Genomic DNA, 25,952 nt, shown 5'->3' on the forward strand with positions numbered 1-25,952 from the left:
TAAATCAGTACTAAAACATAGTAAAAATAGGTGATTTCAAATATGTGTAAATAAAAAATGATAGTCATTTAACTATCATTTTCTAAGATTAAAAGTTTTTAGTTTTCACAAGAAGTTGCTGTCTTCTTTGCATTCTTCTCTTTCTTTCTTGTTCTTCTTGAAGTCTAGTAGAAAGTTTTTTAGCAATAGTTTTCATATCTCTTCTTTGTTGAATATATCCAAATACTACTACTGGAATAATTAATAGAACCATTGGAACAATTGCAGATGCTGCAACTACTGCTCAATTAGTTCCAACAGAAGTATCAATTACTCTAGCAAATCCTGTATAAGTTTTAGAACTTTCTTGTAACACTGTATTTGTAGTTGGATCTAATACTGAAACATTTAAAGTTAATGTTCCTGTATAGTTGTCATATGAATAACTTGTTTCAATTTTGTAGTTATCAGATGAGTTTGTAATACTGAATAACTGAGTAAGTAATGTATTATTTTGAGCAGCTTCAGAAGGAATTAATTGTCTTAATGCTGTTAAAGCAGCATTGTTGCTTGTTCCATCTTCTGCATTAAATGTAATTGTAGGTTGTAATAATGAAGTTGTTCCTAAACCTGAGATTGTAGTTGAGTATTCTACTAACTGACCTTTTTGTAAGATAACTGCAGTTACAACTAATGTTCCTAAAGTATCATCAGCTTGTAAAGTTACAGCTTTTACTAAACTTGGATCAGCTTCAAGTTCTGCATTTAAGTCACTTGATAAATCTGCAAAGTAAGTTAATCTTCTATATAATGCTTGAGTTGCTGTTGAGCTACTTCCAGTATCATCAAACTCTCCAGAAGTTGCAGTTGTTACTAATGCACTTGGTAATTTTGCACTGTTGTTATTTAGGAATGCTGAGTTGGTATTTGTTTTTCAAACAATCATGTTTGAACTTTGATCACCAGTTGCAAATCCACCAATTGCTCTAGTAAATGTTCTTGTAGATGATATAGTAGAATTTTCACTATAGTTTTTTAATACTACTTCAACTTCTAAAATACCGTTTACATTAGATGGTGTTAATGTAATTGTTGCTAATCCACTATCAATTCAACTTGATAAGTTGCTGTTATCTCTTAATAATGAACTAGATAAAATTTCAGATTGTGTAATTGAAGATGGTAATTTTGAAGAATCAGCTGAATAAGTTCCAAAACTAAAATTTGTAGTTTGTTCACTTGTTAAAATGTTATTAGTTCCATTATTTGCATCTATTTTAAATCCAGTAAATGTTGTAGATAATTTAGTTGAACTAATTCCTGGGATTGAAATTGTGCTATCTTTAACTGTTAAAGTTAATGTTAAGAATCCTGATTTATCATCATAAGTTGCTTTAACATCTAATTTCTTTTGAACTATTAAATTTGCATAATAATCTGAGAAAACTGCAAAGTGTTGAAGCATTGATATTTTATCTTTTGAGTTAATTCCATTAAATGTATTAGCAATATTAGAAGGAAGAATATCTGAAATGCTTTTGTTATCAATTTGAGTAACTTGACTAGCTGATTTTCATCCAAAGTATACACTTTGAGATGCTGATGCATCTTTCATAAAAATACTAGGTGTAGTAAATGAAACTGTATAGTTATCAGTTGGATCAATTCTTGGGAAAGTTATACTTACAAATGCATTTCCTTCTTTATCATTTGGAACAATAGTTACATTTTCACTACTTCCATCTTCATTGAAACTTGGTAACACAATAGAACCATTTGCAATATTTGAACTATTTAAGAATGCTGAACCTAAAACTAAGAAATCATCATAGTAGTTTTTAGCTGTAATTTGAGATGGTAATTTAGTTGAGTATTTATCAGTTAATGATTTAACTTTTGCTGCATTACTTGTATTAGATGCATAAGTTGAATCCACTGGAGTAACTGAAGCATTTGAACTTCCATCACTTGCAAACCCAAATCTGTTATGTTTGAAGAATGGACTTGTTGAAGTTCCATAAGTGAAAATTCAAGTACCTGAAGATGATAATACCCCATTTCTTCAATAATATGGAACAGCAACATTTATTGTTAATGTTCCTGAAATATCATCACCAGATGCAGTAATTGTAGGGTTTACAATGTTTTGCATATTTAAGAAAGTTGTAATGAAATTGTAGTTATCAGAATCACCAGAAGAAGAACTGTTAATTAAACTCACAATTTGAGAAGGGTACATGTCCAGTACATATTGAGGGATGGTTAAATTTGTTTGCTGTCTATAGATATCATAATCAGCATATGCATTAGTACCTTCATTTTGGTTGTTAATTTTACCTTCACCATAATAGAAAGTATAAGTATAAGAGCCAATTACCATTGTTGTGAAATCTTGGGTAACAGTTCCACCTGCATTTATTTTTCTTAAATTTTGAGTAAAAACTAAAGTTATAGAGTTGTTAGTGTTAGCATTAAGTTTATTTTGAGCATTAGTACCAAAATAATAATCATTACTTCCTGTAGAACTGTAATTATAAATAGAAACAGTAATGCTAGGATCAGTAGTAATTTGTCCATCAGTTGAAACAACAGTTAAGAAATCTTTTCAAGCAGTAGATGAACTTATATAAGAAATAAAATCTGCTGCAAAAGAAGTACCACCTGTATCAACCACTCTTTTGAATAAAACTGAAGAATCCACTTCATCTTGTGATTTGAAAATAAAGTCTCCAGCTTTTTCATATGACTCACTAGTATATAGTGAATCTCATTGACCAACTAAATTGCTGTCATTCATTTTAACAAAATTACCATTAGTCATTTGAGCATATCAAACAGAAGATAAATCTGTTCCTGCTAATGTGTATATGTTGTAAACTGTACCAACATTATAAATAGAACTGCTAAAGTCATACATTTCACTAACATATTTAAAAGTTGCATCTAATTTTAAAACTTGGTTAGTTGAAGTTAATGCATAGTAACCATAAACATTTTGGTAATCATTTAATGAGTAATATGGAATAATTTGTGAAATAAATCCAGATGTAGAAAATCCACTATATTCATATGCAACTGGTGCAGTAACTTGATTGAAAGAAATAGCATCAAATGAAGCATATCCATATTTAGTTTGACCTGGGATACTTACAACAATATTAATAACTGCAGTTGTAGAAGATAATTTAGAGTTGTAATAAATTAAAGTGTTAAATAATTTATTACTGCTGTTAGTTAAGCCAATAGTTGAAAAATCAATATTTTTTAAATTATCAGCTTGATTTATTGTAATGTCTGTATCAACATGGTTTGTTAATAAATCAGATCTAATTAGAACTAAAGATTTACTATCTATTGCAGTGCTGCTACTTGAATTTTGAAAAATAAAGAAGAATCTTGAATTAATGTTATTAACATAAATTGGTTTATAAGTTTGACCTGTTGTTAAAACTGAAGACATCACTGAATTACTTACTGTAATGCTGTGTGAGGTTGCAGTTGCATTAGAACTTTCAAATAAAGAGTTTGAAACATTTACATAATTTCCACTATAGTCAGTACTACCACCATTAGTTGTCATATCTCCCAATTGAAGAACTTCCATAGAGTTAGTAGAAACACCATCCATTACTAAAAAGTTGTAGTCAATTACATCAGTTGTATCTTTTGATAAAACTGCAGCCAGCCTATAACTTCCAGCTTTTTTATCACCGGTAATGTTTGTATTTGAATCTTCTAAAGCATTTCAATTTATTTGAAATAAATAACTTCCATTAATGTCTGTAGAACTTGTGTTTTCTATTTTAGCTAGAACAAAAAGCGATGCAGGAGAAGAATTACCACCAGATGAATGTAGCATAGCCCTAAAAGTTAATTTGTAATCAGCAGTTACTGAAGATAAATCTGTTCCTTTTACCTGTTTGTGAGCTAATTTTATTAAATCATCTGATGTTACAACTCATTGTGTTTCTCCGGGATTTTTAGCTGTAGATTGGCCACCAGATGATGTAGACTGTTCTTTTACAGATAAAAATTTGGCTACTGATTCCTTATTGTCATATTTTACAAAGTTGCATATCCAGCTCCAGGTGTAGTGGTATCATCATTTGCTGTATTTTGTATTATAGATGGTATGCTATATGTTTCAGTTTGATAATTACCACCTTGTTGGTTCATATCAAAAGGATAAATAACCATTTTACTATGATCTATATTTGTATTAGTGTTTGGCAAAAAATCATTAGTAGAATCTGTTGAACTCATCCCACTTGTAGCAGTTTGTTTTTGTGCACTATCAGCACCTCTAGTAGAAGCACCAGTTGATGAATTTTGTGCTAAAGATGATGCTCTAGACACATTATCATTATTTACATTTAGTCCAATAGATAAACTTGCTGCTGTTAAAACAGAAGCACCAGCACATATCATGGTTTTTAAAACTTTAGATTTTTTAATCAAACTCATAATTTAAAATACCAATTCCTTAAATGATAAAAAACTATATAAAAGACACTATATATATTAATTTGACAGCAAAAAAAAAAAAAAAACAAGACTTGATTTTAAGATTTTAGTAATTTTTTGATAAATTTTAATTATAAACCCAATTAAAAATAATGATTAAAAAGTTTTAGTTTTTAATATTTTTAATAAAAAACTAAATATTAAAATTTAAGTAAAAATACTTATAAATTAACAGCTCCCGTTTTGCATAATTTTATGCAAAATGGGAGTTAAGGTAAAAATATGATAAAAAGAAACATATTAAATACAGTGAAAAATTTATTGGAACTATATCCAATTATTTTACTTACAGGTGCAAGACAAGTTGGAAAAACTACATTAGTTTCTCAATTCCAAAAAGAAAGTAATTATAAATATATTTCTTTAGATGATAAAGAAATTTTAGAATTAGCAATAAAAGACCCAGTTAAATTATTAAGAGATTTTTCTCCACCTTTAATAATAGATGAAGTACAAAAAGCAACTAATCTTTTTGACCATATTACTAGTATTGTTAATGAAACAAGAAGAACTAAAGGCAATAAAGAAGCTAATGGGATGTTTATATTAACAAGTTCATTAAAGTATCATTCAATGAAAAATGTAACTGAATCAATGGCTGGAAGAGTTGCAATTATAGAAATGCCACCACTTAGTCAAAGTGAAATAAATAATCAAATTGAAAATCCCTTTTTTATTGATTCACAATCAATTGAACCAATAATAAAAAGATCTTCTTATGAATATAAGATAAATCAAGAAGATTTATTTGAAAGTATTATCAATGGTTTTTACCCCATCAACTGAACTGACCAAAAAATTAAACCTAGTGTATTTTATAAAAACTACTTAAAAACATATTTAGAAAGAGATGTAAGTCAATTAATTAACTTAAAAGATAAAAATAAATTCAATAGTTTTATCAAGTTATTAGCTAGCAGCACTGCAAATGATTTTATTCCTGAAAAACTAGCAAATGATATTGGAGTAGATAAGAAAACTATTAGTTCATGAACATCAATATTAGAAGCAGGGGATATCATTTCTTTACTAGAACCTTATAATGAACAATCAATGAGTAAAAGAGTATCTAAAAAGAAAAGAATTTATTTTAATGATACAGGTCTTGTTTGTTATCTATTAAATATTTCTAGTCAAAGAAATATAACAAACAAAAATAAAGGAAAATTAGTAGAAACTTATATTTTTAATGAAATAAAAAAATCATATTTAAACAATGGAGTTGTATATGATTTTAGCTATTATAGAGATTCAAATCAGAATGAAATAGATTTGATTATTTTTAACTATGATAAAGGTAGTTTAAATTTAATAGAGTGTAAATCTGGAACTAATTATGGTTTAAAAGATATTAAAGGATTTAAACAATTGCAAACCACAAATTATGAAATTAGTGGTCAAACAATTATTTGTTTAACTGATGAACCATATCGTTTAAATGGAACAACTATAGTTTTACCAATTACTGCTATTTAACATATATAAAAGTAAAAACAAAAAGACCTTCAAATATAAATTTGAAGATCCTTTTGCTTTTTATACAAAAATAGAAGTAATCAAACTTCTAAAATGGAAATAAAAATCTAATTATATTATCTCCTTGAATTTAAAATCCATATAGACCCAAAGTTATGGATTTATTGCAAGTAAGGAGCAATCTCACAACAATAACATTATACATTAAGTCTGTATTTTGAATAATAAAATTTGTTTTTTTAATTGTTAATTTAGATTTATAATGCTGAAACTAAAATATTTTCAACTAGTTCTCAGATTAGTGTATTTAATAAATTTCATATTGCAGTTATAGTATTATTTGTTATTTAAACCATTTCTTCAATCAATTAATAGTTGGTTTTCATTATTATTTAACTGATTAATTTCATTCATATAATTAATTAGTTCATCATAATTTGATAAGCTAAATAGTTTTATATTTTCTTGCATAAAAGCATCTTTAGCAATTTCTAAATTATAGCTAAAAATAGCTACAATACCAAGAACATTTACTCCATGTTCTCTTAAACATCTAGCTACATTAATTGAAGATTTACCAGTAGATATTAAATCTTCTATAATAACAACATTTGAACCTTTTGTTATTAGCCCTTCAATTTGATTAGTTTTACCATGTTGTTTACTGCTGTTTCTAACATATACCATAGGTAAATTCATTAAAGAACTTACTCAAGCAGCATGAGGGATTCCAGCAGTTGCAGTACCTGCAATTACTTGTACATCTTTAAAATTAGTGTCAATTAATTCTTTAAATGATAATGCTATTTCATTCCTAACTTTTGGATAAGAAATAGTTAAGCGATTATCACAATAAATTGGTGATTTAATTCCTGAGGTTCAAGTGAATCATTTTTCTTTATCTTTTCTTACTTCAATCGCTTTTATTTCTAATAATGATTTAATAATATTATTTTCAATACTCATATAAATAATCTCTTTCCTAAACAAACATTCTTTTAATTTCTAAATATTTTTCTAATGGGTTGTTATCTTTTGTAATTGGTCTACCAACCACTATAAAATCAGCTAATTGATTTTTAGCATCTAGTGGACTTGCTACTCTTTTTTGATCTCCACTATCATCTTTTTCTAACCTTATTCCGGGATTGATAACTAAAAAATTATTACCATTTTGTTCTTTAATTTTTTTAGTTTCTCATACTGAACTTACAACCCCATCTATATTTGCTTCTTTAGCTAATTTCGCATAATTTAAAACTGAATCTTGTAATGAAGTTGAAATCTTTTGCTGAGTTTGCATTTCTGTTTCACTTGTAGAAGTTAGTTGAGTTATTCCAATTATTTTAGTATTTTTGTTTTGATCAAAAACTGCTTGCTTTGCTTGGTTTAACATTGTAAGACCACCTGCACAGTGAACAGTTATAATATCAACATCAAATTTCATTAGTCCTTTAACTGCATGATAAACAGTATTTGGAATATCATGTAGTTTTAAATCTAAAAAGATTTTATGACCTCTATTTTTGATTTCATGTAATACTTGTAAACCATTTTGATAAAACAATTCCATTCCTATTTTTACAAATAAATTTTGATTCTCAAATAAATTTAAGAATTTACAAGTTTTATCTAAACTATCAAAATCTAAAGCAATAATAACTTCTCTATTACTCATTTTATCTATAACTCCTACCTTTTAAATCTCATATATGATTTACATTTAATTCATCTAATTTACTTTCTAATTGATCAATAATTTCTACACAAATATAAGGATTAATGAAATTTGCTGTTCCTATTGCAACTGCAGATGCACCTGCACTTATAAAATCTATTACATCTTGAACATTACTGATTCCACCCATTCCAATAATAGGAATATTAACAGCTTGAGAAACTTGATAAATCATTCTTATAGCAACTGGTTTAATAGCTGGACCTGATAATCCTCCAGTTTTATTTGCTAAAATAGGTTTACCAGATTTAGGATCTAATGCCATTCCTATTAATGTGTTTATTAAACTTAAACCATCAGCTTTTGCTTCTTCAATTGCTTTAGCCATTCCAACTATATCACTAACATTAGGAGATAGTTTAACATAAACTGGTTTGCTACTCACTTTTTTTACTTTTTTTGTTAAATTGTAAGCAACATTACAATCTGTCCCAAATTGAATTCCACCATTTTTAACATTTGGGCAAGAGATATTTAATTCAAGTGCTACTACATTTTTTGCTTGACTAATTCTTTTAGCAACATAAACATAATCATCAATATCATCTCCTGCTACATTTGCAATAATAGGTACATCATATTTTTCCAGTTCTTTTAACTCATGGTTTATGATGTGATCTACTCCTGGATTTTGTAAACCAATGGCATTTAACATTCCACTACTAGTTTCTGCAACTCTAGGAGTAGGGTTTCCAAATTTTTCATTTTTTGTTGCTGCTTTTATTATGATTGCCCCTAATCTTGAAAGATCATATAGTTCACTAAATTCTTTTCCAAAACCAAAACAACCAGATGCAGGCATAATGGGATTTTTTAATTCAAATCCTGGTAAATTTATTTTTAAACGGTTATTATTTTTCATATTTTAAAACTCTACTTCATTACTTTCAAATACAGGACCATCACTGCATATTTTTTTATAATTTTTACCATCTATAGTTGGTTTTTTGGTTTTAGCAACACATGCATAACAAGCACCCATTCCACAACCCATTCTTTCTTCTAATGAGATATATCCTTGTTTGTTTTCCATTAATTCAATTAATGCTTTAAGCATCTTATTTGGACCACAAGCATAGTATTTATCAAAGTTAATTAATTCACTTTTTATTAAATAATTTAATAGTTGAATAACATTTCCACAATACTTAGTTTTTTTATCATTTGTAGCTATATAAACTTTGCTTATCTTTTCAAATTCCTCTTTTAAAAAGATATCCTCTATTTTGTTAAAACCTAAAAGAGTAATAACATTTATACCTTTATTATTAAACTGTTTAGCTAATTCAAAAAGTGGTGGTATTCCTACACCTCCACCTATTAGTACTGCAGTTTGATTTTTTTCTAATGAATTAATGTCATAACCATTTCCAAGTGGCCCAAAAACATTAATAAATTCATCTGCTTTATAAGTAGATAAAATTTTTGTACCTTCTCCAACTACTTTATAAATTAAAGTAAATTGGTTATTTTCATAGTCATAACTACTAATGGATATTGGTCTTCTTAATAAAGGTTTATCTCCATTTCTCTGGATTAAAAGATTAACAAATTGTCCAGGTCATTTAATTAGTTTTGTAAGATCTGATTCTAAAACCATTTGATAAATATCATTGGTTAGTTGAATGTTTTTTAAAATCCTACATTCTGTTACTTTTTTCATTTTTGTTCCTTGTGGTTAATTTTTAAATTGTGGTTTTAATAGCATTAATATTTACTTTATTTTTTAAAAATATTGCTATATGGTTTATACTGATAATTCTTTTTCATTTAAATAAACTATTTTTCCATTTGAAATAGTTAACAATGAAACTCCATAAACTTTTTGATTTAAGTAAGGAGTATTTTTTGATTTACTTAATATTTCATCCTCTTTAATTTCAAAAGATTTATTTAAATCAAAAACTGCTAAATCAGCAATTTTGTTTTCTTCTAATACACCATAAGGTAGTTTAAATATTTTTGCTACATTTTTTGTAAATAGATCAACTAATAGTTGAAGTGAAAAGACTTTTGTTTTCACAAATTTTGTATATAGCAAACTGAAAGCAAACTCACTTCCTATAATTCCAAAAGCTGCATCATTAAAGCTACAATTTTTTTCTTGTTTACTGTGTGGTGCATGATCAGTTGCTATAATATCAATCAATTTATTTTTAACTGCTTTTATTAAAGCCTTTTGATCTTGTATTGATCTTAATGGTGGATTCATTTTTCATTTACCATTGTCATTTAATATATCTTGATCAATACTAAGTAAATGATGTGGTGTTACTTCACAAGTAACATTAATCTTTTTCTTTTTTGCTTCTTTAATTAGTTCTAATGATTCTTTGGTAGAAACATGACAAACATGGTAATGGCATTTAGTTGCTTTTGCTAACACTAAATCTCTTGCTATTTGAATGGTTTCAGCCAATGGATTAATTCCTTTTAAATTAAGTTTTTCACTAGCAACACCTTCATTAATAACACCTTTATTTGCTAAAGAATTATCTTCACAATGTGCACAGATTGGTTTATTATGTTTTTTTGCTAATAGCATTGCTTGATACATTAGATTATTATTTTGTATTCCTTTGCCATCATCACTAAAACCAAAAACATATTTAGATAAATTTTCAACATCTGATAATTGTTCACCATTTTCATCAACCGATATCGAACCATATGGAATACATCTAATAACTGAATGCCTTTTAATTAAATCTAATTGAACATTAAGGTTTTCTAAATTGTGCGGTACTGGGTTTAAATTTGGCATAGTCATAACTGTAGTAAATCCACCTTTTGCAGCAGACATTGAACCTGTTTTTATAGTTTCTTTATGAATAAAACCTGGTTCTCTGAAGTGGACATGAACATCAATTAATCCTGGGATTACTAAATTAGATTTGATATCAATCTCTTCTTCGTTATTTTTATTTTCTATCTTTTTTGCTATTTTTATAATCCTGTTATTTTTAATTAAAATATCGGATTTTATTAACTTATTATTTTTTAATATTGAACAGTTTTTTAACAACATAATTAAGCCTATAAGTTATTCTCTGCAATGATATATTCTAAAACTGCTTGTCTCATAAACATTCCATTTTTCATTTGTAAAAAGATTACAGATTTATCAGATTCTACTAATGTTGTATCAATTTCAACTCCTCTGTTTACTGGTGCTGGATGCATTACAATAGCATTTTCTTTTAGTTTGTTATAACGAGGTAGTGAAAGTCCATGTTGTTGATGATAGATATTTATAAATTCTTGGGTTTTGTCTTGGCTCTCGTGTCTTTCATGTTGTACTCTTAGTAACATACAAACATCTATTTCATTTATGATTTCATCAAACTCTTTATAATTGTTAAATTCATCATCTTTGAATTTATCTGGGGCTACAAAATGTACAATTGCTCCTAATTTTGTTAAAGCTTTATAGTTACTTTTAGCAACTCTAGAATTTTTAATATCTCCAACAATTGCTATTTTTAACCCTTCAAATGATTTAAACTTTTCATAAATTGTCATTAAATCTAATAGACATTGTGTTGGGTGTTCACCACTTCCATCACCACCATTAATAATTGGTATTTCTAAGTTTTCTAACTCTTTATAGTATTGTTTTTGACTATGTCTAATAACCAACATATTAACACCAATCATTTCTAATGTTTTACAAGTATCATATAAAGTTTCACCTTTATTAACTGAAGAAGTTGAAACTTCAAAATCTATTGATTTTAAGCCTAGTTTATTTTGTGCTACAACAAAACTCATTTTGGTTCTTGTTGAGTTTTCAAAAAATAAATTAGCTACATATAAATCATCTCTTTTAATTTGATTGTTATTTTCTTTGATATCAATTGCTCTTTTAATAAGATTTAAAATTTGTTCATTTGTTAAATCATCAATTGATAGTAAATTTGTTAATTCATATAAAGCCATTATAAAATTTCAACTCCTTCTTTGTTATCTATTTCATTTAAAAAAACTTGGATTTGTTCATCACTACTTGTAGGAATATTTTTGCCTATAAAATCACCCCTAATAGGTAGCTCTCTATGTCCTCTGTCTATTAAACAAGCCAGTTGAATTTTTGAAGGTCTAGAGTTTATTAATATAGCTTCTAATGCTGCTCTTATAGTTCTTCCTGTATATAAAACATCATCTACTATGATGACTGTTTTATTATTTAGATCTGTTTCAAAATTAGTAGATTCTATTGCCTTACTAAAATTACGATCTTTTTGGTCATCTCTATAAAAAGTTACATCAAGTGTTTCTAGAGGTAACATTACTTTTTCTAATTCAAAAATGTTTTTTTGAATTCTAGTAGCTAATACATCTCCTCTCTTTTTTATTCCAACCAGTACTATATTTTTAATGTCTTTATTTTTTTCAATGATTTCATAAGAAATCCGCATTGTAGATTTTTTAATCCCAGATTCATCTAATAAAACTTTCACAATTACTCCTTTGCTTTAAACCCAAATAAAAATACCTAAACCTCTTTTTCTGTAAGGCTTAGGTATAACAAAAATACATAGTTAAATTTTATTTAAATGAATTTGTTATTCCTTTGCTTGCCTCACAGGACAAAATTAAAAGGATTTTTATTCAAAGAAAATTATATATAAAAAAATAAATTTAATATTAAGTTTTAGAAAATTCACAATTAATTTTTATTAATCCAAATATATAAAAATTGATTATTGGTATTTGTAATGGTTTATATTAGCCAAAAAAGATATTTAAATTAAAAATAAAAAGCATTAAAATCTTTTAAATTTTAATGCTTAATATTATCTAAACTTATTTTCTTTTTTGCTTTTTCATTTGCTTCATTAATTTACTATAGTTATTAATATAATTTGAAGTCCTGTTTTTATTACTTAAACAATGCCCATTAATTGTATTTCTAACTCTTTTAGGTCTAGCAGAATGTTGAATTTTTCTTGGGACATATTCTAGATTTAGATCCTGTTCTTGGGAACCTAATCCATATTTATTTCTTTTTGAGTTTATTCTTTTCTTATAAACAAAAATAGAAGTTGAACCACTTGCTATCATTAAAAGAATTATTCCAACAATAATTGAACATATGATTAATCAATTATTTGATATCGCTTGGTTAGTAACAAAACCATTTAAAACAACAGAAGAAGTTAAAGAACTACCCACCACATCACCAGCATTTGGAAAAGTGAATGTATAATATACAGTCACTGTACCATTTACATCATCACTAGTTAATTGCACATCACTTATATAATAATAATTGATTGCAGTAGTATCAGTTGGTAATTTTATTAAATCAAATGTTTTTAAAAAGTCTGAATAGTTATTAGTTTGAGAATTATAAAATTCATTTACAAATTTACTGGCTTTAATTTTTGAATAATCTAAATTTAGTGATGAGCTTGATTTAACAACTGACTCAATACTAATTGTATTTTCTGTTGAAGTTAAACTATAGTTATATTCAATTGAAGTTAAACTATAACTAAAAGAATATGAAGCATCTAAGTTTAAGACATTATTGCTTGATGCTTTTATTGCATTAATTCAATCTGAATCTAATACTAAGTTAGATCCATCTGCAGTTTTTAAATTTGTAGAAATGTTGTCTTTATAAGATAGATTAAAAATTATTGTATTGTTACTGCTTGAAATTATGTTGTAATTCATGTTTTCAAATGTAGTTCAGTCATTATAAAAAGATAATGAATTAAATAAGATGTTATTAAAATCACTTTCTACTTTTGCTAAATCATATGATGAAGCAAGTTTACTTGCTGAGTTTTGATTGTAATAAAGAGTTGATGTTGAAACAGATCCTAATAATCTAGAAAGTGTTAAAAATCCTGCTCCTTTAGTTGAATCGATTGTAAATTGCAAATCAGAATCTGGAACACTAGAAGATACTTGTCCTAAGCTTCTATTGTATTTAATAGTTCCTGTTAAATTACCCTCTAAGCTTTGGTTAATATATTGAGTTTTATTTGAAGTTAGTGAATATGTTGGAGTTCAAGTTCAATATGAAGGATCTTTAGAATAACCAGATGATAGATTTAAACTATCAATAATATCTGTGATTGTAACTTGAAAAGGACTTTTAGATGCCTTTAATGTATTTCAAGCTTTATCATCTAAACTCAATTTACTTCATGCATTTAAGTATAAGAAATTGTTAAATGTATAAGATCCACTTCTTTCTAAAACACTTGGAGAAATAATTGAATTTAAGTTTCATGTAATTGATAAAGTACCATCATTATCATTTGCAACTACTGTTATATATTGGGTGTCACTTGGAGTTGTATTATCATTTGTTGAAGTATTATTTTTCATTAAAATATTTGCTTCAGTTAATTTTATAGAACTACCAAAATCTAAGAAAGTACTTAAAATTTCTGCAGCTGTAATAGCTGAAGGATATTTAGTTTTTCTTAAATTTAAAATATTTTGATATTTAGTTGAATTTACTTCATTATTATTTACTACTTTAAAACTTAAAGTAGAGTTTGTTGCAAGACCTGATATATTAATTGAAATTGGAATAGTAAAGAAATTTGATGTATCACTAGTTGCTGTACCTGTTAATCATCATTTAGTTACATTTAAATTTACAGTCCCTTGAACTGTACCTTTGTCATTCAACACTGTTAACCCATTGGTAGGAATTACAATTGATGAAGTAAACACCTTATTATTATTTGAAATGTTTTTCAAATATATAAATTCTTCAAGTATTGTAGTACTTACATCTTGAGGTAATAAGTAATAATAATTAGTTACTAAATTTTCATATGAATTAATTGTTGTTGCATAGAAATCATCAAAAGTAACATTTTGGTTTCTTCCTGGTGTAAAGTTAACAATAGTGAATCTTTTAGTATTAGTAGAATTAGGTGTAGTTGAAGTTGCATCAGAATAAGTTAATGAAGACACTAATCCTTTTAGAACTGTAACATTTCCAATACCTTCTTCAAAAATTGGTCTTCATATTAAATTAATTCTTGTTGTATCACTTACTGAAGTTACATTTGGAAAAAATCTATAGTTACTAATTCTTATTAACTGGTCAGTTTTACCTGCAACCTTACTAGTTAATAAATCAGAAAAATAAAATGTGTTTTCACTTTTATTTTTAATCAATGCATAAGGATTGCTATTATATGGATTAATGTAAATATCTAAAATAGTTCCACCTGTTGTAGGTGATACATAATAATTATTTTGTACACCATCATTCCCATTAAATTCAATAACTTGATTTATGTTCTTACTATTCCCTCAAGAACTGGTTGCAGATGAATCAGGACCTGTTTTTATACCATTAGGATTACTAATATCATTAACTAATGAAACATAAGCTACTGGTATATTATTTGCAAATGAATTAACAATTTTAAAAGTTGCATTATTGATATTAAAGTTAGTTGCTGAAACCTCAGAGAAAATAATTTCATTAGCAGTACTGAATGTATTGTTTACTAGTTTTACACAAATTATAGAAACATATTTTAGATTAGCATTAGTACCTTGCTTATGACCACTTAATATCAAATAAGATGTTGTAGCATCATAAGATTGTAATAATCCAATAATACCTGACAATGTATAACTAGTTCTAATGTTTGTAAGAGTAGCATCAGTATTAATAGTTCACTCAGATGCATCATAAGTTGTTTTTACAGCAGAAAAATTAACAAGAGAAAACTTAGTTGCTTCTAATTGATAGTTAGTTGTATTTATATTAGATGGCAAAATAATAGCTGAATCACTACTTAATAAATTAATAGAATTAACACTAGATATAACATTAGAATTTCTAGTTGATGTTAAAGAAGAGTTAGCGACCTTATTAGTATCACTATCATTTACATAATATTCAGTACCATCTGAATTCAATTGGAAAACATAAGTAACATTAGAATTAACAGTTCCATAAACTAAGATTCTGTCATAATTTGCCAAATAATAAACATGGATAGAAATTGTAGAAGAAGAAGGATTGTATCCAGTAATATTTGCTTGTGTAAGAAAAACAGAATTAGAAACATCATAAGATCATGATTTAGAACCAAATCATGAAATCATATTTATAGTTTTATCAGTAACAGTTAAATACCCATTAGGTGTATTTGGATTTGATTTGTAATCATTATTAGAAATAAGTGATTCATCATTTCAATTAGTAGTTTTGCTATTTAAATTGCTAGATGAAGAAGAATACAAATTAGAGTTTTCACTAACATTATTTTGAACAATGTTGTTAATATTTTTTAATCCAATAGATAAACCAACCATTGATCCAATTATTGAAAAAGAAACAGATAATAAAATAGTTTTAAATAATCTTTTTTTATTAGCAAACACTAAAATCACCTATTAAAAATCTATATAAATTTTACCAAAATAAAAATATCAATTTATGTTGTGGGATAAAAAAAAGAAAGATAATTTCAAATTATCTTTCTGACTTCTTCATTTCCTTTAATAGCTTCATATATTGTTTAGCTTTTGCATTACCTGTTTTAGTATTAACAACATTATTACCATTGATTGTGTTTCTAATTTTATTTTTATGAACATTAAAGATTCCTAATTGTCTTTGAGAAACTGCTAGATTTAATTCTTGATTTTTAGAACCAATTCCATAATTAATTCTTTTTGTATTAATTTTCTTTTTATAGAAAAATACAGAACCTAATCCAGAAGCCAATAACAACAATATAACTGCAACTGCAATTGAACAAATCATTAATCAATTATTAGATAATGTTTGATTAGTTGCAAACCCTTTTAAGATTATTGAAGAAGTTGAAGAACTTCCTTCAATATCTCCAGCATTAGGGAATACAAATGTATAATATACAGTTACTGTTCCTTCTGCATCATTACTAGTTAATTGAATATCATTAACATAGTAGTAATTAATTGCTTTAGTATCAGTTGGTAATTTTACTAAATCAAATGAATCTAAAAAGCTTCTGTAACTATTAGTTTGTTTATCATAAAAACTATTTATAAACTTGCTTGGTTTCATTTCTGAATACTTTTTATAAGTTTGATTTGATTCATCAATTGCAGTAATACCAATACTATTATTTGTAGAGTTTAAGTTGTTGTTGTACTGAACTGAAGTTAAATTATAACTAAATGAATAACTACTTGATAAAGCTAAAACATTTTCATTTGATGTTTTTATAGCACTTATTCATTCAGCATCTAATACTAATTTAGAACCATCTCCAGTTTCTAAATTAGTTTGAATTGAATCTTTATAATCTAAAGTAAAAACTATTTTGCTATCAACATTAGAAGTAATAGTATATTTCATACTTTCAGATGTTGTTCAACTATTATAGAACACTAATGAGTTTGCTAGAATGTTAGAGAAATCACTTTCAACTTTTGATAAGTCATATGAAGATGCAAGTTTACTTGCTCCATTTTCATTATAGTAAAGTGTAGTTGTAGAGTTTCCACCTAACAGTTTAGCAATAGTTAAAAATCCTGAACCTTTGCTACTATCTATTGTGAATTCTAAATCTGTATCTTGAACATTGCCAGTAACATTACCAGCTTCTGTTTTGTTATATTTAATTTTTCCAGTTAGATTGCCATCAATACTTTGTTTAACATATGCCTCTTTATTAGAGGCAATACTTACTGTTGGTTCTCAAATTCAGTATTGTGGTTCAGTTTTGTATCCTGAAGATAAATTTAAACTATTAATTATGTCAGCAACACTTACTTGGAAAGGACTTTTAGATGTCTTTAAAGTACTTCAAGCTTTTTCATTTAAAGTAATCTTACTTCAAGCATTTAAATTTAAAAAATTATCAAAAACATAAGATCCATTTCTATTAGTTACACTTGGAGACATTATTTGAGTGAGGTTTCAACTAATGGATAAAGTTCCATCATCATCATTTGTAGTTACAGTTATATATTTGTCTGTTCCTGTATTTGTATTAGTGTTAGATGAAGCATTTTTGGTTTTATTTACAATTGAAATATTTGCTTCCGTAAGTTTAATTGATGATCCAAATTCTAAGAAATTATCTAAAATTTCTTTAGCTGTAATATTAGAAGGATATTTGCTTTTTTGTAATTCTAATATTTTTTTGTATTTATTTGGGTTTATTTCACTATTGTTCACAATTTTGAAATTTGATGTAGAGTTTGTTGCAAGTCCACTAATATCAATAGATATTGGAATAGTATAAACTCCTGATGCTAATCATCATTTGTTAATATTTAAATTAACTGTACCTTTAATTGTTCCATTATCATTTGAAATTGTTAATCCATCTTTAGGAATAATTATTGTTGAAGTGTAGGGACTATTAGTTGTGCTTCCATTAACACTTTTTAAGTAGATATATTTTTGAAATATTGCATTATCAATATCTTGGGGTAACAAGTGAGAATTTTCAGTTGCTAAACTTGTATAGCTATTAAGTATTGTTGCATGAAAATCCTCATATGAAGAAGTTTGCTGTGTGCTAGTTGTAAAATTTGTAATAGTAAATTTTCTTGTTAACTTTGTATTGGGTGTAGCTGATCCATTTGCATAAGTTAAAGATGAAACTAACCCTTTGATAACTGTAGGAACATTACTTGTATTTTCAAAAATTGGTTTTCATATTAAACCTATTCTAGATGTATCATTACTTGTGTTAATCCCAGGAAAATTACTTCATTCTTTAATGTTGATTAAATAATCTTGAGCATTTCCAGAGTTGTTTTTATTTGCTAATAAATCAGAAAAATAAAGTTGATTATATTGATGATGTTTTAATAATACATATGGTCTATTATTATATGGATTGTTAAAAATATCTAATACTGATCCTTGTTTTGAAGACTCAGTAAAGAACTTAATCATATTTGAAGAGTTATTATTAATTTCAATAACTTGATTTGCATTTTGAGATGAATCAGATGCAACTCCTGGTTTAATAGAATTTTCATTACTAATATCATTTATTGAACTAACATATGAAACAGGACCACTAGTTGGAAAAGTATTAACTAATTTAAATTTAGCATTATCAATATTAAATCCTGTTTCTGATACAGTAGCAATATCTATTTTCCCTGCACTAGTAAAAACATTATTTGTTAATTTAATTCAAGCAATAGAAACTGTTTTGGTACTAGCTGCAGTACCATTAGAATAACCTTTCATAATTAAATGAGAAATTTTCCCATCAGAAGATTCTGTTAAACCTATGATTTCAGAAATTGTATATCCTGTTTTTATTGAAGTTGCTCCAGCATCACTACTAGTTTTCAAATCAGATGCATCATAAGTTGCAGCAACAGTAGAAAAATTTTCTAAATTGAACTTAGTGGCTTGCAATTTATAAGTTGAAGTATCTATAGTTTTAGGCAAAATAATAGCAGATTCAGTACTCAATAAATTAATTGAACCAACACTTCCTATTACACTGCTATTAGAGCTAGATATTAAAGAAGAGTTGCTAACCTTATTAGTGTCATCTTTATTTACATAATATTCAGAACCATCAGAATTTAACTGAAACACATAAGTTGTAGAAGTATCATATGTTCCATAAACTAATATCCTGTCATATTTTGCTAAATAATAAACATGAGATGTAATAGGTTTTGAAGTGTTAAATCCCGAAATTTGAGTAAGAAAAGGGGAACTAGATAAATTATAAGATCAAGATTGAGATCCAAATCATGTGATCATATTAATAGTTGTTCCATTTGTTACTAAATACCCATTTGGAGTATTAGGATTGGATAAAAGATCATTTGCCCCAATTAATGAATCATCAGTTCAAGTATCACTTGCTCTAGTAGAATTAGCAGCATTATAGTTGCTTGCAATTTCACTGGAAGCTAAATTATTAATATTAGAAAAACCTACTGCAAAACCAATCATTGATCCAGTTAAAGCAGTTGCAAATGATGAAAGTAAAACTTTCATAATTGATTTTTTGCCATGAAACATTTTTTATAACCCCATAACAAACCTAAATCTATTTTAACAAAATAAAAATTGTAAAGACATATCGAGCAAATAAAGATAAATAAAAAATGAAAAAATGTGTTTCCACTATTTTTTCATTTTTTTAACTTCTTCTAACTTTTTACTATAAGTTTTTAAATCTCTATTTGCTCTAGAATTTTGATTTCCATAGTGATAGCTATTTATTGTATTTCTAACTCTATGTTTATGAATGTCTGATTTAGAAAAATTTCTTTGAACTTTTTCTAAATTTAATTCATAATCTTTTGAACCTAAACCATAATTAATTCTTTTCTTGTTCATTCTTTTTTTATAAACAAAAATAGAAGTAGAACCAGAAGCTAACATTAATAGAATAATTCCTACAATTGCTGAACAGATTATTAATCAATTATTTGAAAAAGATTGATTAGTTAAAAAGCCACTTAAGATAATTGAAGAAGTAGATGAGCTACCTTCTACATCTCCAGCATTTGGGAATGTGAATGTGTAATATATAGTTACTGTTCCATTAACATCATCACTTGTTAATTGAACATCACTTATATAGTAATAATTAATTGCAGATGTATTAGTTGGTAGTTTTACTAAATCAAACGCTTTTAAAAAGTTATCATAACTATTAGTTTGACCATTATAAAAACTACTTATAAATTTACTAGCTTTCATTCCAGTGTAATCAATACTAGATGTTGTAGAAGAATTCAAAACTGATTTAATATCTATCTTATTATCAACTGTAGTTAAGTTATAGTTGTATTCTACTGAAGTTAAGTTATAAGCAAAAGAATAAGAAGATGCTAAATTCAATACATTATTATTTGAGCTTTGAATTCCATTAATCCATTCTGAATCTAAAACAAGATTTGTACCATCAGCTTTTTTCAAATTAGTTTCAATATTATCTTTATAAGATAAACTAAAAACTATTTGACTGTTGTTAGTTGATGTAATTTGATAGTTAACACTAGAAGATGTAGTTCAACCATTATAGAAAACTAATGAGTTTTCTAAGATGTTTGCAAAATCACTTTCTACTTTACTCAAATCATATGATGAAGCCAATTTACTAGCAGCATTTTCATTGTAATAAAGTGTAGTTTCAAAATGACTTCCTAATAGTTTATCAATTGTTAGAAAACCTGTTCCATGAGTTGATGTGATTTCAAATTTTGTGTAACTTTCTGGAACTGTACTTGGTACACCAGCTTTATCTCTGTTATATGTAATAGTTCCAGTAAAGTTACCATCAACACTTTGTTTAACATAATTAACTTTGTTATTTGACTCACTATAAGTTGGTGATCAAGTTCAATAAGATGGATCATTAACATAACCAGATGATAAATTTAAAGCAGAAATTATATCTTCAACATTTATTTGGAAAGGACTTTTAGAAGTCTTTAAAGTATTTCACACTCTATCATTTAAAGTAATTTGATTTCAAGCATTTAAATGTTTAAAGTTATTAAATGTATATGATCCACTTTTTACTGTGATACTAGGTGAAATTATACTTGTTAAATTTCATGATATTGCAAGTGTTCCATCATCATTGTTTGCAGTAACTGTAATATATTGATCACTTTGTGGAGTAGTATTTCCACTATTTGAATTAGCATTAATCATTAAAACATTAGCAGTAGTTAATCTTAAAGAATTTCCAAACACTATAAAGTTATCTAATATTTCTTGAGCAGTAATTTCATTAGGGTATTTAGTTCTTTGGAACTCAAGAATCTTATTATATTTTGTTGTATTAATATCTTTACTATTTACTATTTGAAAATTCAATGAACTATTAGTTGCTAAACCTGTAAGATTTACACTAACTGGAATAGTATAAATATTTGAAGTCCCTGTACCTGCAGCTGAAGTTAATCATCACTTAGTTATATTTAAATTTATAGTTCCGCTTAATGTCCCATTAGTATTGTTTATAGTTAAGCTATTGTTTGGAATTGTAATATTTGAATTGAATGGTCTGTTTGCTGAAGTTCCAGACCCATCTGCATTAGTTAAATAAATGAATTTTTCAAAAATATCATTAGTTATATCTTGTGGTAATAGGTAATAATATTGACTAGTCAAATTTTGATAAGAGTTAATAACACTAGCATTAAACACTATAAATGTTGTAGTTTGACTTGCTGTTGTAAAATCAGTTACACCAAATCTATAAGTTATAGATGAACTAACAGTAGTTGTAGCATCATCTGCATATCTTAATACTGAAACAATACCATTAACTGTTCTTGGAGTGGTTACACCAGATTCAAAAATTGGTCTTCATATTAAATCAATTCTAGAATTATCTGAACTTGAAGTAACTGAAGGAAAGTTACTTCATTTTTTAACTGACAATAAATAATTGTCTGGGCCATTAGCAGCATTTGCTTTGTTATTTAATAAATCTGAAAAATAAAAGTTATTTGCATTGTAGTTTTTTATTACTGCATAAGGTCTTGAATTGTATGGATTAATAAAAATATCCATAATAGAAGCAGCTGCTTTTTTCATCACAAAGAAATTACTAATAGTTCCACTATTTGGAGCAAATTCAAATAATGTAGTATTGTTGTCATCTAAAGGAGAACTAGTTGCTCCACTATAAGCTCCTAGCTTAACTGAATTTGGATCACTAATATTATTAACTAATGCAACATAAGAATATGGAACACTATCTCTAACGGTTGTTAGCATCTTAAAATATGCTTTTTCTAAATCAACTGTAGAAGTAGTAAGATGAGAAATGGTTTTACTTATCATTGTTTCATAAACATTATTTGTAAATTTAAAATATACCAAATGAACAAGAGTTTGACCTGTAGAACCATTTGCAGAAGATGCTTTAGTAATTAAGTAAGAAGTAGAACCATCACTAGATTCTGAAACACCTATAATTGAACCAAAAGTTCAAGTTGAGTATGCAGTTGATGGAACTCTATCAGTACTAGTACTTCATCCAGTTAAATCATAGTTAATTGGAGTTGCAGTAAAACTATTAAATGTAAATTTAGTTGCACTTATAGTACTAACATTCTTATCAAAATTCTTAGGAAGAATAATAGCACTATTATCATTTAATAAGTTTATAGAGTAAGCAGAACCAATTACACCTGTATCTCTTCCAGAAATTAAAGAAGAGTTTCTAACTTTATTACTATCATCATTATTAACATAGTATTCAGTTCCATCAGAATTTAATTGGAAAACATAAGTTGTTGTTGAGTTAACTGTTCCATAAACCAACACTCTGTCATAATTTGCCAAATAATAAACATGAATAACCAGTGTACTATTAGCAGCATTATAACCAGTAATTCCTTGTGCTAAAAAGGGAGAATTAGCAACATTATAAGATCAAGATTGAGTACCAAATCACGTAATTAAATTAATTGTTTTATCAGTTTCAGAAATTGTTAAATATCCATTTGGCATATTAACATTTGATAAATAATCATTCTTAGCAATTAATGATTCATCATTTCATGTACCTGATGCTCTTGTATTGCTAGAAGAAGAAACTACACTATTTGAATTAGCATTCAAATTATGTGAACTAATACTTTTATTTAAGTTGTTGAAACCAACCATAAATCCAGCAAAAGAACTAGCTATAGTTGTTGTTAAAAGTGAAAAAATAATTCTGTGCAAAGATTTGCGACTTATCATTACTTATCTCCAAAAACTAATAAAATATGAATCATGTTATTTATATAAAGTTAGATATCTTTACATATAAATTTTATCAAAATTGAATTATTAGTCCATTTGATAAAAAAGAAAAAAGACAACTTAATAAATTGTCTTTTTTTCTATTAATAAAATCTTATAAAAAAATTTAATCTATCATTTTCCCATTAAGGGTGAATCTTGAAGCACTAGTAATTAATACTTTAACAATTTCTCCTGATTTTGCACTACCTGTAAAGTTAACAACTTTTCACTGAGGAGAATATCCTGAAATTACAGTTTTATCTTTTTTAGATGGTCCATCAACTAAAACATCTAAAACTTTATTAACATATTTTTCATTGTTCTTTTTAGAAAAAGTTTTTACCATTTCATTTAATTCTTGAAGTCTTTCTTTCTTCTCTGATAATGGAATTTCATCAGGGATAATAGCTGCAACTGTTCCATCTCTTTTAGAGTAGATAAATGTAAAGGCATTATCAAATTCTATTCTTTTATATAATTCTAAAGTTTTATTAAATTGTTCTTTTGTTTCATTTGGAAATCCAACAATTAAATCTGTTGTAATCGAACAATTTGGAATATTAGCTCTAATATAATCTACTAAATCAATGTAATCTCCAATTTTCATTGGACGATTCATTTTCTTTAAAATAGTTTCATCCCCACTTTGAATTGGTAAATGAATATGAGGCATAATATTTGGATATTTTTTCATTGTATCTACAATGCTTCTAGTAAAGTTTCATGGGTTACTAGTTGTAAATCTTACTCTTTCAATCCCTGTTTTAGCCACATCTTCTAAAAGGTTGTTAAATAAGTAATTTTCTCCATTATCAAAATCTATTCCATATGAATTTACATTTTGACCAATAAGAGTAACTTCTTTATATCCTTCAGAAATCATTTGATGAACTTCATCTAAAATATCTTCTTTTCTTCTACTTCTGATTTTTCCTCTAGTCATTGGAACAATACAGTAAGTACAGAATTTGTCACATCCATACATTACATTAACAAATCCTTTTAGATTGTTAGTTCTTTTAGAAGGTAAGTTTTCAATAACATTCCCTTCATGTGATCAAACTTCTACAACTAAGTTCTTTTCAAATATAACTTGTTCTAATAAGTTTAAGATTCTATGGACATTATGAGTTCCAAAAATAAAATCTACATTAAAGTTTGATTTTAAAATTCTGTTAACTACAGCTTCTTCTTGAGCCATACAACCACAGACACCAAAAATAAAATTTGGATTAGATTTTTTAATTCTGTCTAAGATTCCAATATCTGCAAAAACTTTAGATTCAGCATGTTCTCTTACTGCACAAGTATTTAATAAAACTAAATCAGATGTGTTTACATCTTCATTGTATTCATAACCAATTAGTTCTAACATTCCCATCATTACTTCAGTATCTCTTAAATTCGATTGACAACCAAAGGTTTTAATATGATAAGTTTTACCTTCTCCATAATTAATTATGTTTGCAGGGATTTCAAACCCATCTTTAATGATGTCAGCTTTTTTAATTCTTTTTCTAGCTTGTCTAATATCAGGTAAAAAATATTTTGATAAATCTCTTTTTTTAGTACTTTTACTGTCCATAATATGTGATTTCAATAAATTTAAAACATAAATATTTAATATTTTATGTATTATATTATAATTATTTAATAGTGAAAATTATTAAATATTTGAATACTCTTATATTTAAAGAAATTAAGTAAAATCAGAAAACTATGAAAAAGAAATTATTCTCAAGATTATTTAAATTTGGTTTACCTTTAGTTGCAGTAGCAGTTGTTCCATCAGTGGTTTCTTCTTGTTCTTCAACTGTAACTACAAAAACAAAAGTATTAAATGCTTCTAATTGAAATAATGGAAATGTTAAATACTCTGAATTATCAAGTAGTAATACAAGTTTAGAATCAGCAACATTTGGATCAAGTTTCAACAGTGGAAACTATATATTTATATGAGGAACATTAGCAGATAGTTCTTTTGCAACTTTCTTATATGGATCAAGTGGTGCTTCAGCTACTGAAGAAAAAAGTTTTGAAAACAGTACATTTTTAAAAAGTTTTTTTAGTAGTGAATTATCAACTAGTAGTGTTTTTGGAAATGTAAGCCTATTACTATATATTGATACCCCCCCATACAATGGTGATGTAACTGACAATAGTGCTGGTGAAACTGGATATGATTCTCCAACAGAACAATATACATTAGATAATGTTTTAAAAGAAGCTAATGAAGGTGCAGCTGTAGGACGATATACTGCAGAAACTCTTCCATTAAGTTATCAATTAAAAGTTGGAAACTACATGAGAGGTAACAAAGAAGCAGTTACTTATAGAGAGTTTGTTCAATATGTAAAAACTGTAAGACCAAGTGTTTCAGGTCCAGAAAATAGTGGAATCATAGCTTTCAAAAAAGGTAAAAATCCTGCAGCATTCTCAACATCTTCTACTATATCTGATCTAACAAGTTACTACACACCAAGCGCAGATGATGAATAATCAAAT

Annotated in this window: 15 protein-coding genes; 2 read left to right on the top strand and 13 right to left on the bottom strand. The window is 26.7% G+C overall.

Annotated elements, in window-relative coordinates; translation table 4 throughout:
• Positions 1-88: 88 nt before the first annotated feature.
• Both MYPE_RS04035 and MYPE_RS05830 read right to left on the bottom strand, forming a co-directional pair.
• Positions 89-3,838: a lipoprotein 17-related variable surface protein gene (locus tag MYPE_RS04035; RefSeq protein WP_011077603.1), complete on the bottom strand. Its 3,750-nt coding sequence runs from the start codon at positions 3,836-3,838 to the stop codon at positions 89-91.
• Between the two features lie 203 nt (positions 3,839-4,041).
• A complete protein-coding gene (locus MYPE_RS05830; RefSeq protein ID WP_011077604.1) occupies positions 4,042-4,443 on the bottom strand; it encodes a hypothetical protein in 402 nt (133 codons plus the stop codon).
• 282 nt (positions 4,444-4,725) lie between these two features.
• On the opposite strand from MYPE_RS05830, the gene MYPE_RS04045 reads away from it, so the two are divergent.
• Complete coding sequence (locus MYPE_RS04045; RefSeq protein WP_011077605.1) at positions 4,726-5,979, top strand: ATP-binding protein; 1,254 nt, start codon at positions 4,726-4,728, stop codon at positions 5,977-5,979.
• Positions 5,980-6,315: 336 nt separating this feature from the next.
• Here the strand turns inward: MYPE_RS04045 and pyrE are convergent, their stop codons facing one another.
• The 11 genes from pyrE to miaB all read right to left on the bottom strand — a co-directional run bounded on the left by pyrE (position 6,316) and on the right by miaB (position 25,032).
• Positions 6,316-6,945, bottom strand: coding sequence for an orotate phosphoribosyltransferase (pyrE, locus tag MYPE_RS04050; RefSeq protein WP_011077606.1), 630 nt, complete (start codon positions 6,943-6,945; stop codon positions 6,316-6,318).
• A gap of 16 nt (positions 6,946-6,961) precedes the next feature.
• A complete protein-coding gene (pyrF, locus tag MYPE_RS04055; protein ID WP_011077607.1) occupies positions 6,962-7,657 on the bottom strand; it encodes an orotidine-5'-phosphate decarboxylase in 696 nt (231 codons plus the stop codon).
• A 1-nt stretch (position 7,658) separates the two neighbouring features.
• Complete coding sequence (locus MYPE_RS04060) at positions 7,659-8,579, bottom strand: dihydroorotate dehydrogenase (RefSeq protein WP_011077608.1); 921 nt, start codon at positions 8,577-8,579, stop codon at positions 7,659-7,661.
• Between the two features lie 3 nt (positions 8,580-8,582).
• On the bottom strand, positions 8,583-9,380 hold the full coding sequence (locus tag MYPE_RS04065) for a dihydroorotate dehydrogenase electron transfer subunit (RefSeq protein ID WP_011077609.1): 798 nt from the start codon (positions 9,378-9,380) through the stop codon (positions 8,583-8,585).
• 84 nt (positions 9,381-9,464) lie between these two features.
• The gene (locus MYPE_RS04070) at positions 9,465-10,745 is read right to left on the bottom strand and encodes a dihydroorotase (RefSeq protein ID WP_011077610.1); all 1,281 of its coding nucleotides are present in this window, start codon (positions 10,743-10,745) and stop codon (positions 9,465-9,467) included.
• 8 nt (positions 10,746-10,753) lie between these two features.
• The gene (locus tag MYPE_RS04075; RefSeq protein ID WP_011077611.1) at positions 10,754-11,656 is read right to left on the bottom strand and encodes an aspartate carbamoyltransferase catalytic subunit; all 903 of its coding nucleotides are present in this window, start codon (positions 11,654-11,656) and stop codon (positions 10,754-10,756) included.
• On the bottom strand, positions 11,656-12,177 hold the full coding sequence (pyrR, locus tag MYPE_RS04080) for a bifunctional pyr operon transcriptional regulator/uracil phosphoribosyltransferase PyrR (protein ID WP_011077612.1): 522 nt from the start codon (positions 12,175-12,177) through the stop codon (positions 11,656-11,658). Before pyrR ends, MYPE_RS04075 begins: the two co-directional genes overlap by 1 nt.
• A 346-nt stretch (positions 12,178-12,523) precedes the next feature.
• Positions 12,524-16,093: a hypothetical protein gene (locus tag MYPE_RS04085; RefSeq protein WP_044891297.1), complete on the bottom strand. Its 3,570-nt coding sequence runs from the start codon at positions 16,091-16,093 to the stop codon at positions 12,524-12,526.
• Positions 16,094-16,184: 91 nt separating this feature from the next.
• Positions 16,185-19,709, bottom strand: a complete 3,525-nt coding sequence (locus MYPE_RS04090) for a hypothetical protein (RefSeq protein ID WP_011077614.1) — start codon at positions 19,707-19,709, stop codon at positions 16,185-16,187.
• A gap of 105 nt (positions 19,710-19,814) precedes the next feature.
• Entirely contained in the window at positions 19,815-23,402 is a 3,588-nt protein-coding gene (locus MYPE_RS04095) for a hypothetical protein (RefSeq protein ID WP_011077615.1), read from the bottom strand.
• Positions 23,403-23,571: 169 nt separating this feature from the next.
• Positions 23,572-25,032, bottom strand: a complete 1,461-nt coding sequence (gene miaB / locus MYPE_RS04100) for a tRNA (N6-isopentenyl adenosine(37)-C2)-methylthiotransferase MiaB (RefSeq protein ID WP_044891298.1) — start codon at positions 25,030-25,032, stop codon at positions 23,572-23,574.
• A gap of 134 nt (positions 25,033-25,166) precedes the next feature.
• Between miaB and MYPE_RS04105 the strand changes: the two genes are divergently transcribed.
• On the top strand, positions 25,167-25,946 hold the full coding sequence (locus tag MYPE_RS04105; protein WP_011077617.1) for a DUF6856 family protein: 780 nt from the start codon (positions 25,167-25,169) through the stop codon (positions 25,944-25,946).
• Positions 25,947-25,952: the final 6 nt, after the last annotated feature.

This window comes from Malacoplasma penetrans HF-2 (assembly GCF_000011225.1).
GTDB classification, from domain to species: domain Bacteria; phylum Bacillota_I; class Bacilli_A; order Mycoplasmatales; family Mycoplasmoidaceae; genus Malacoplasma; species Malacoplasma penetrans.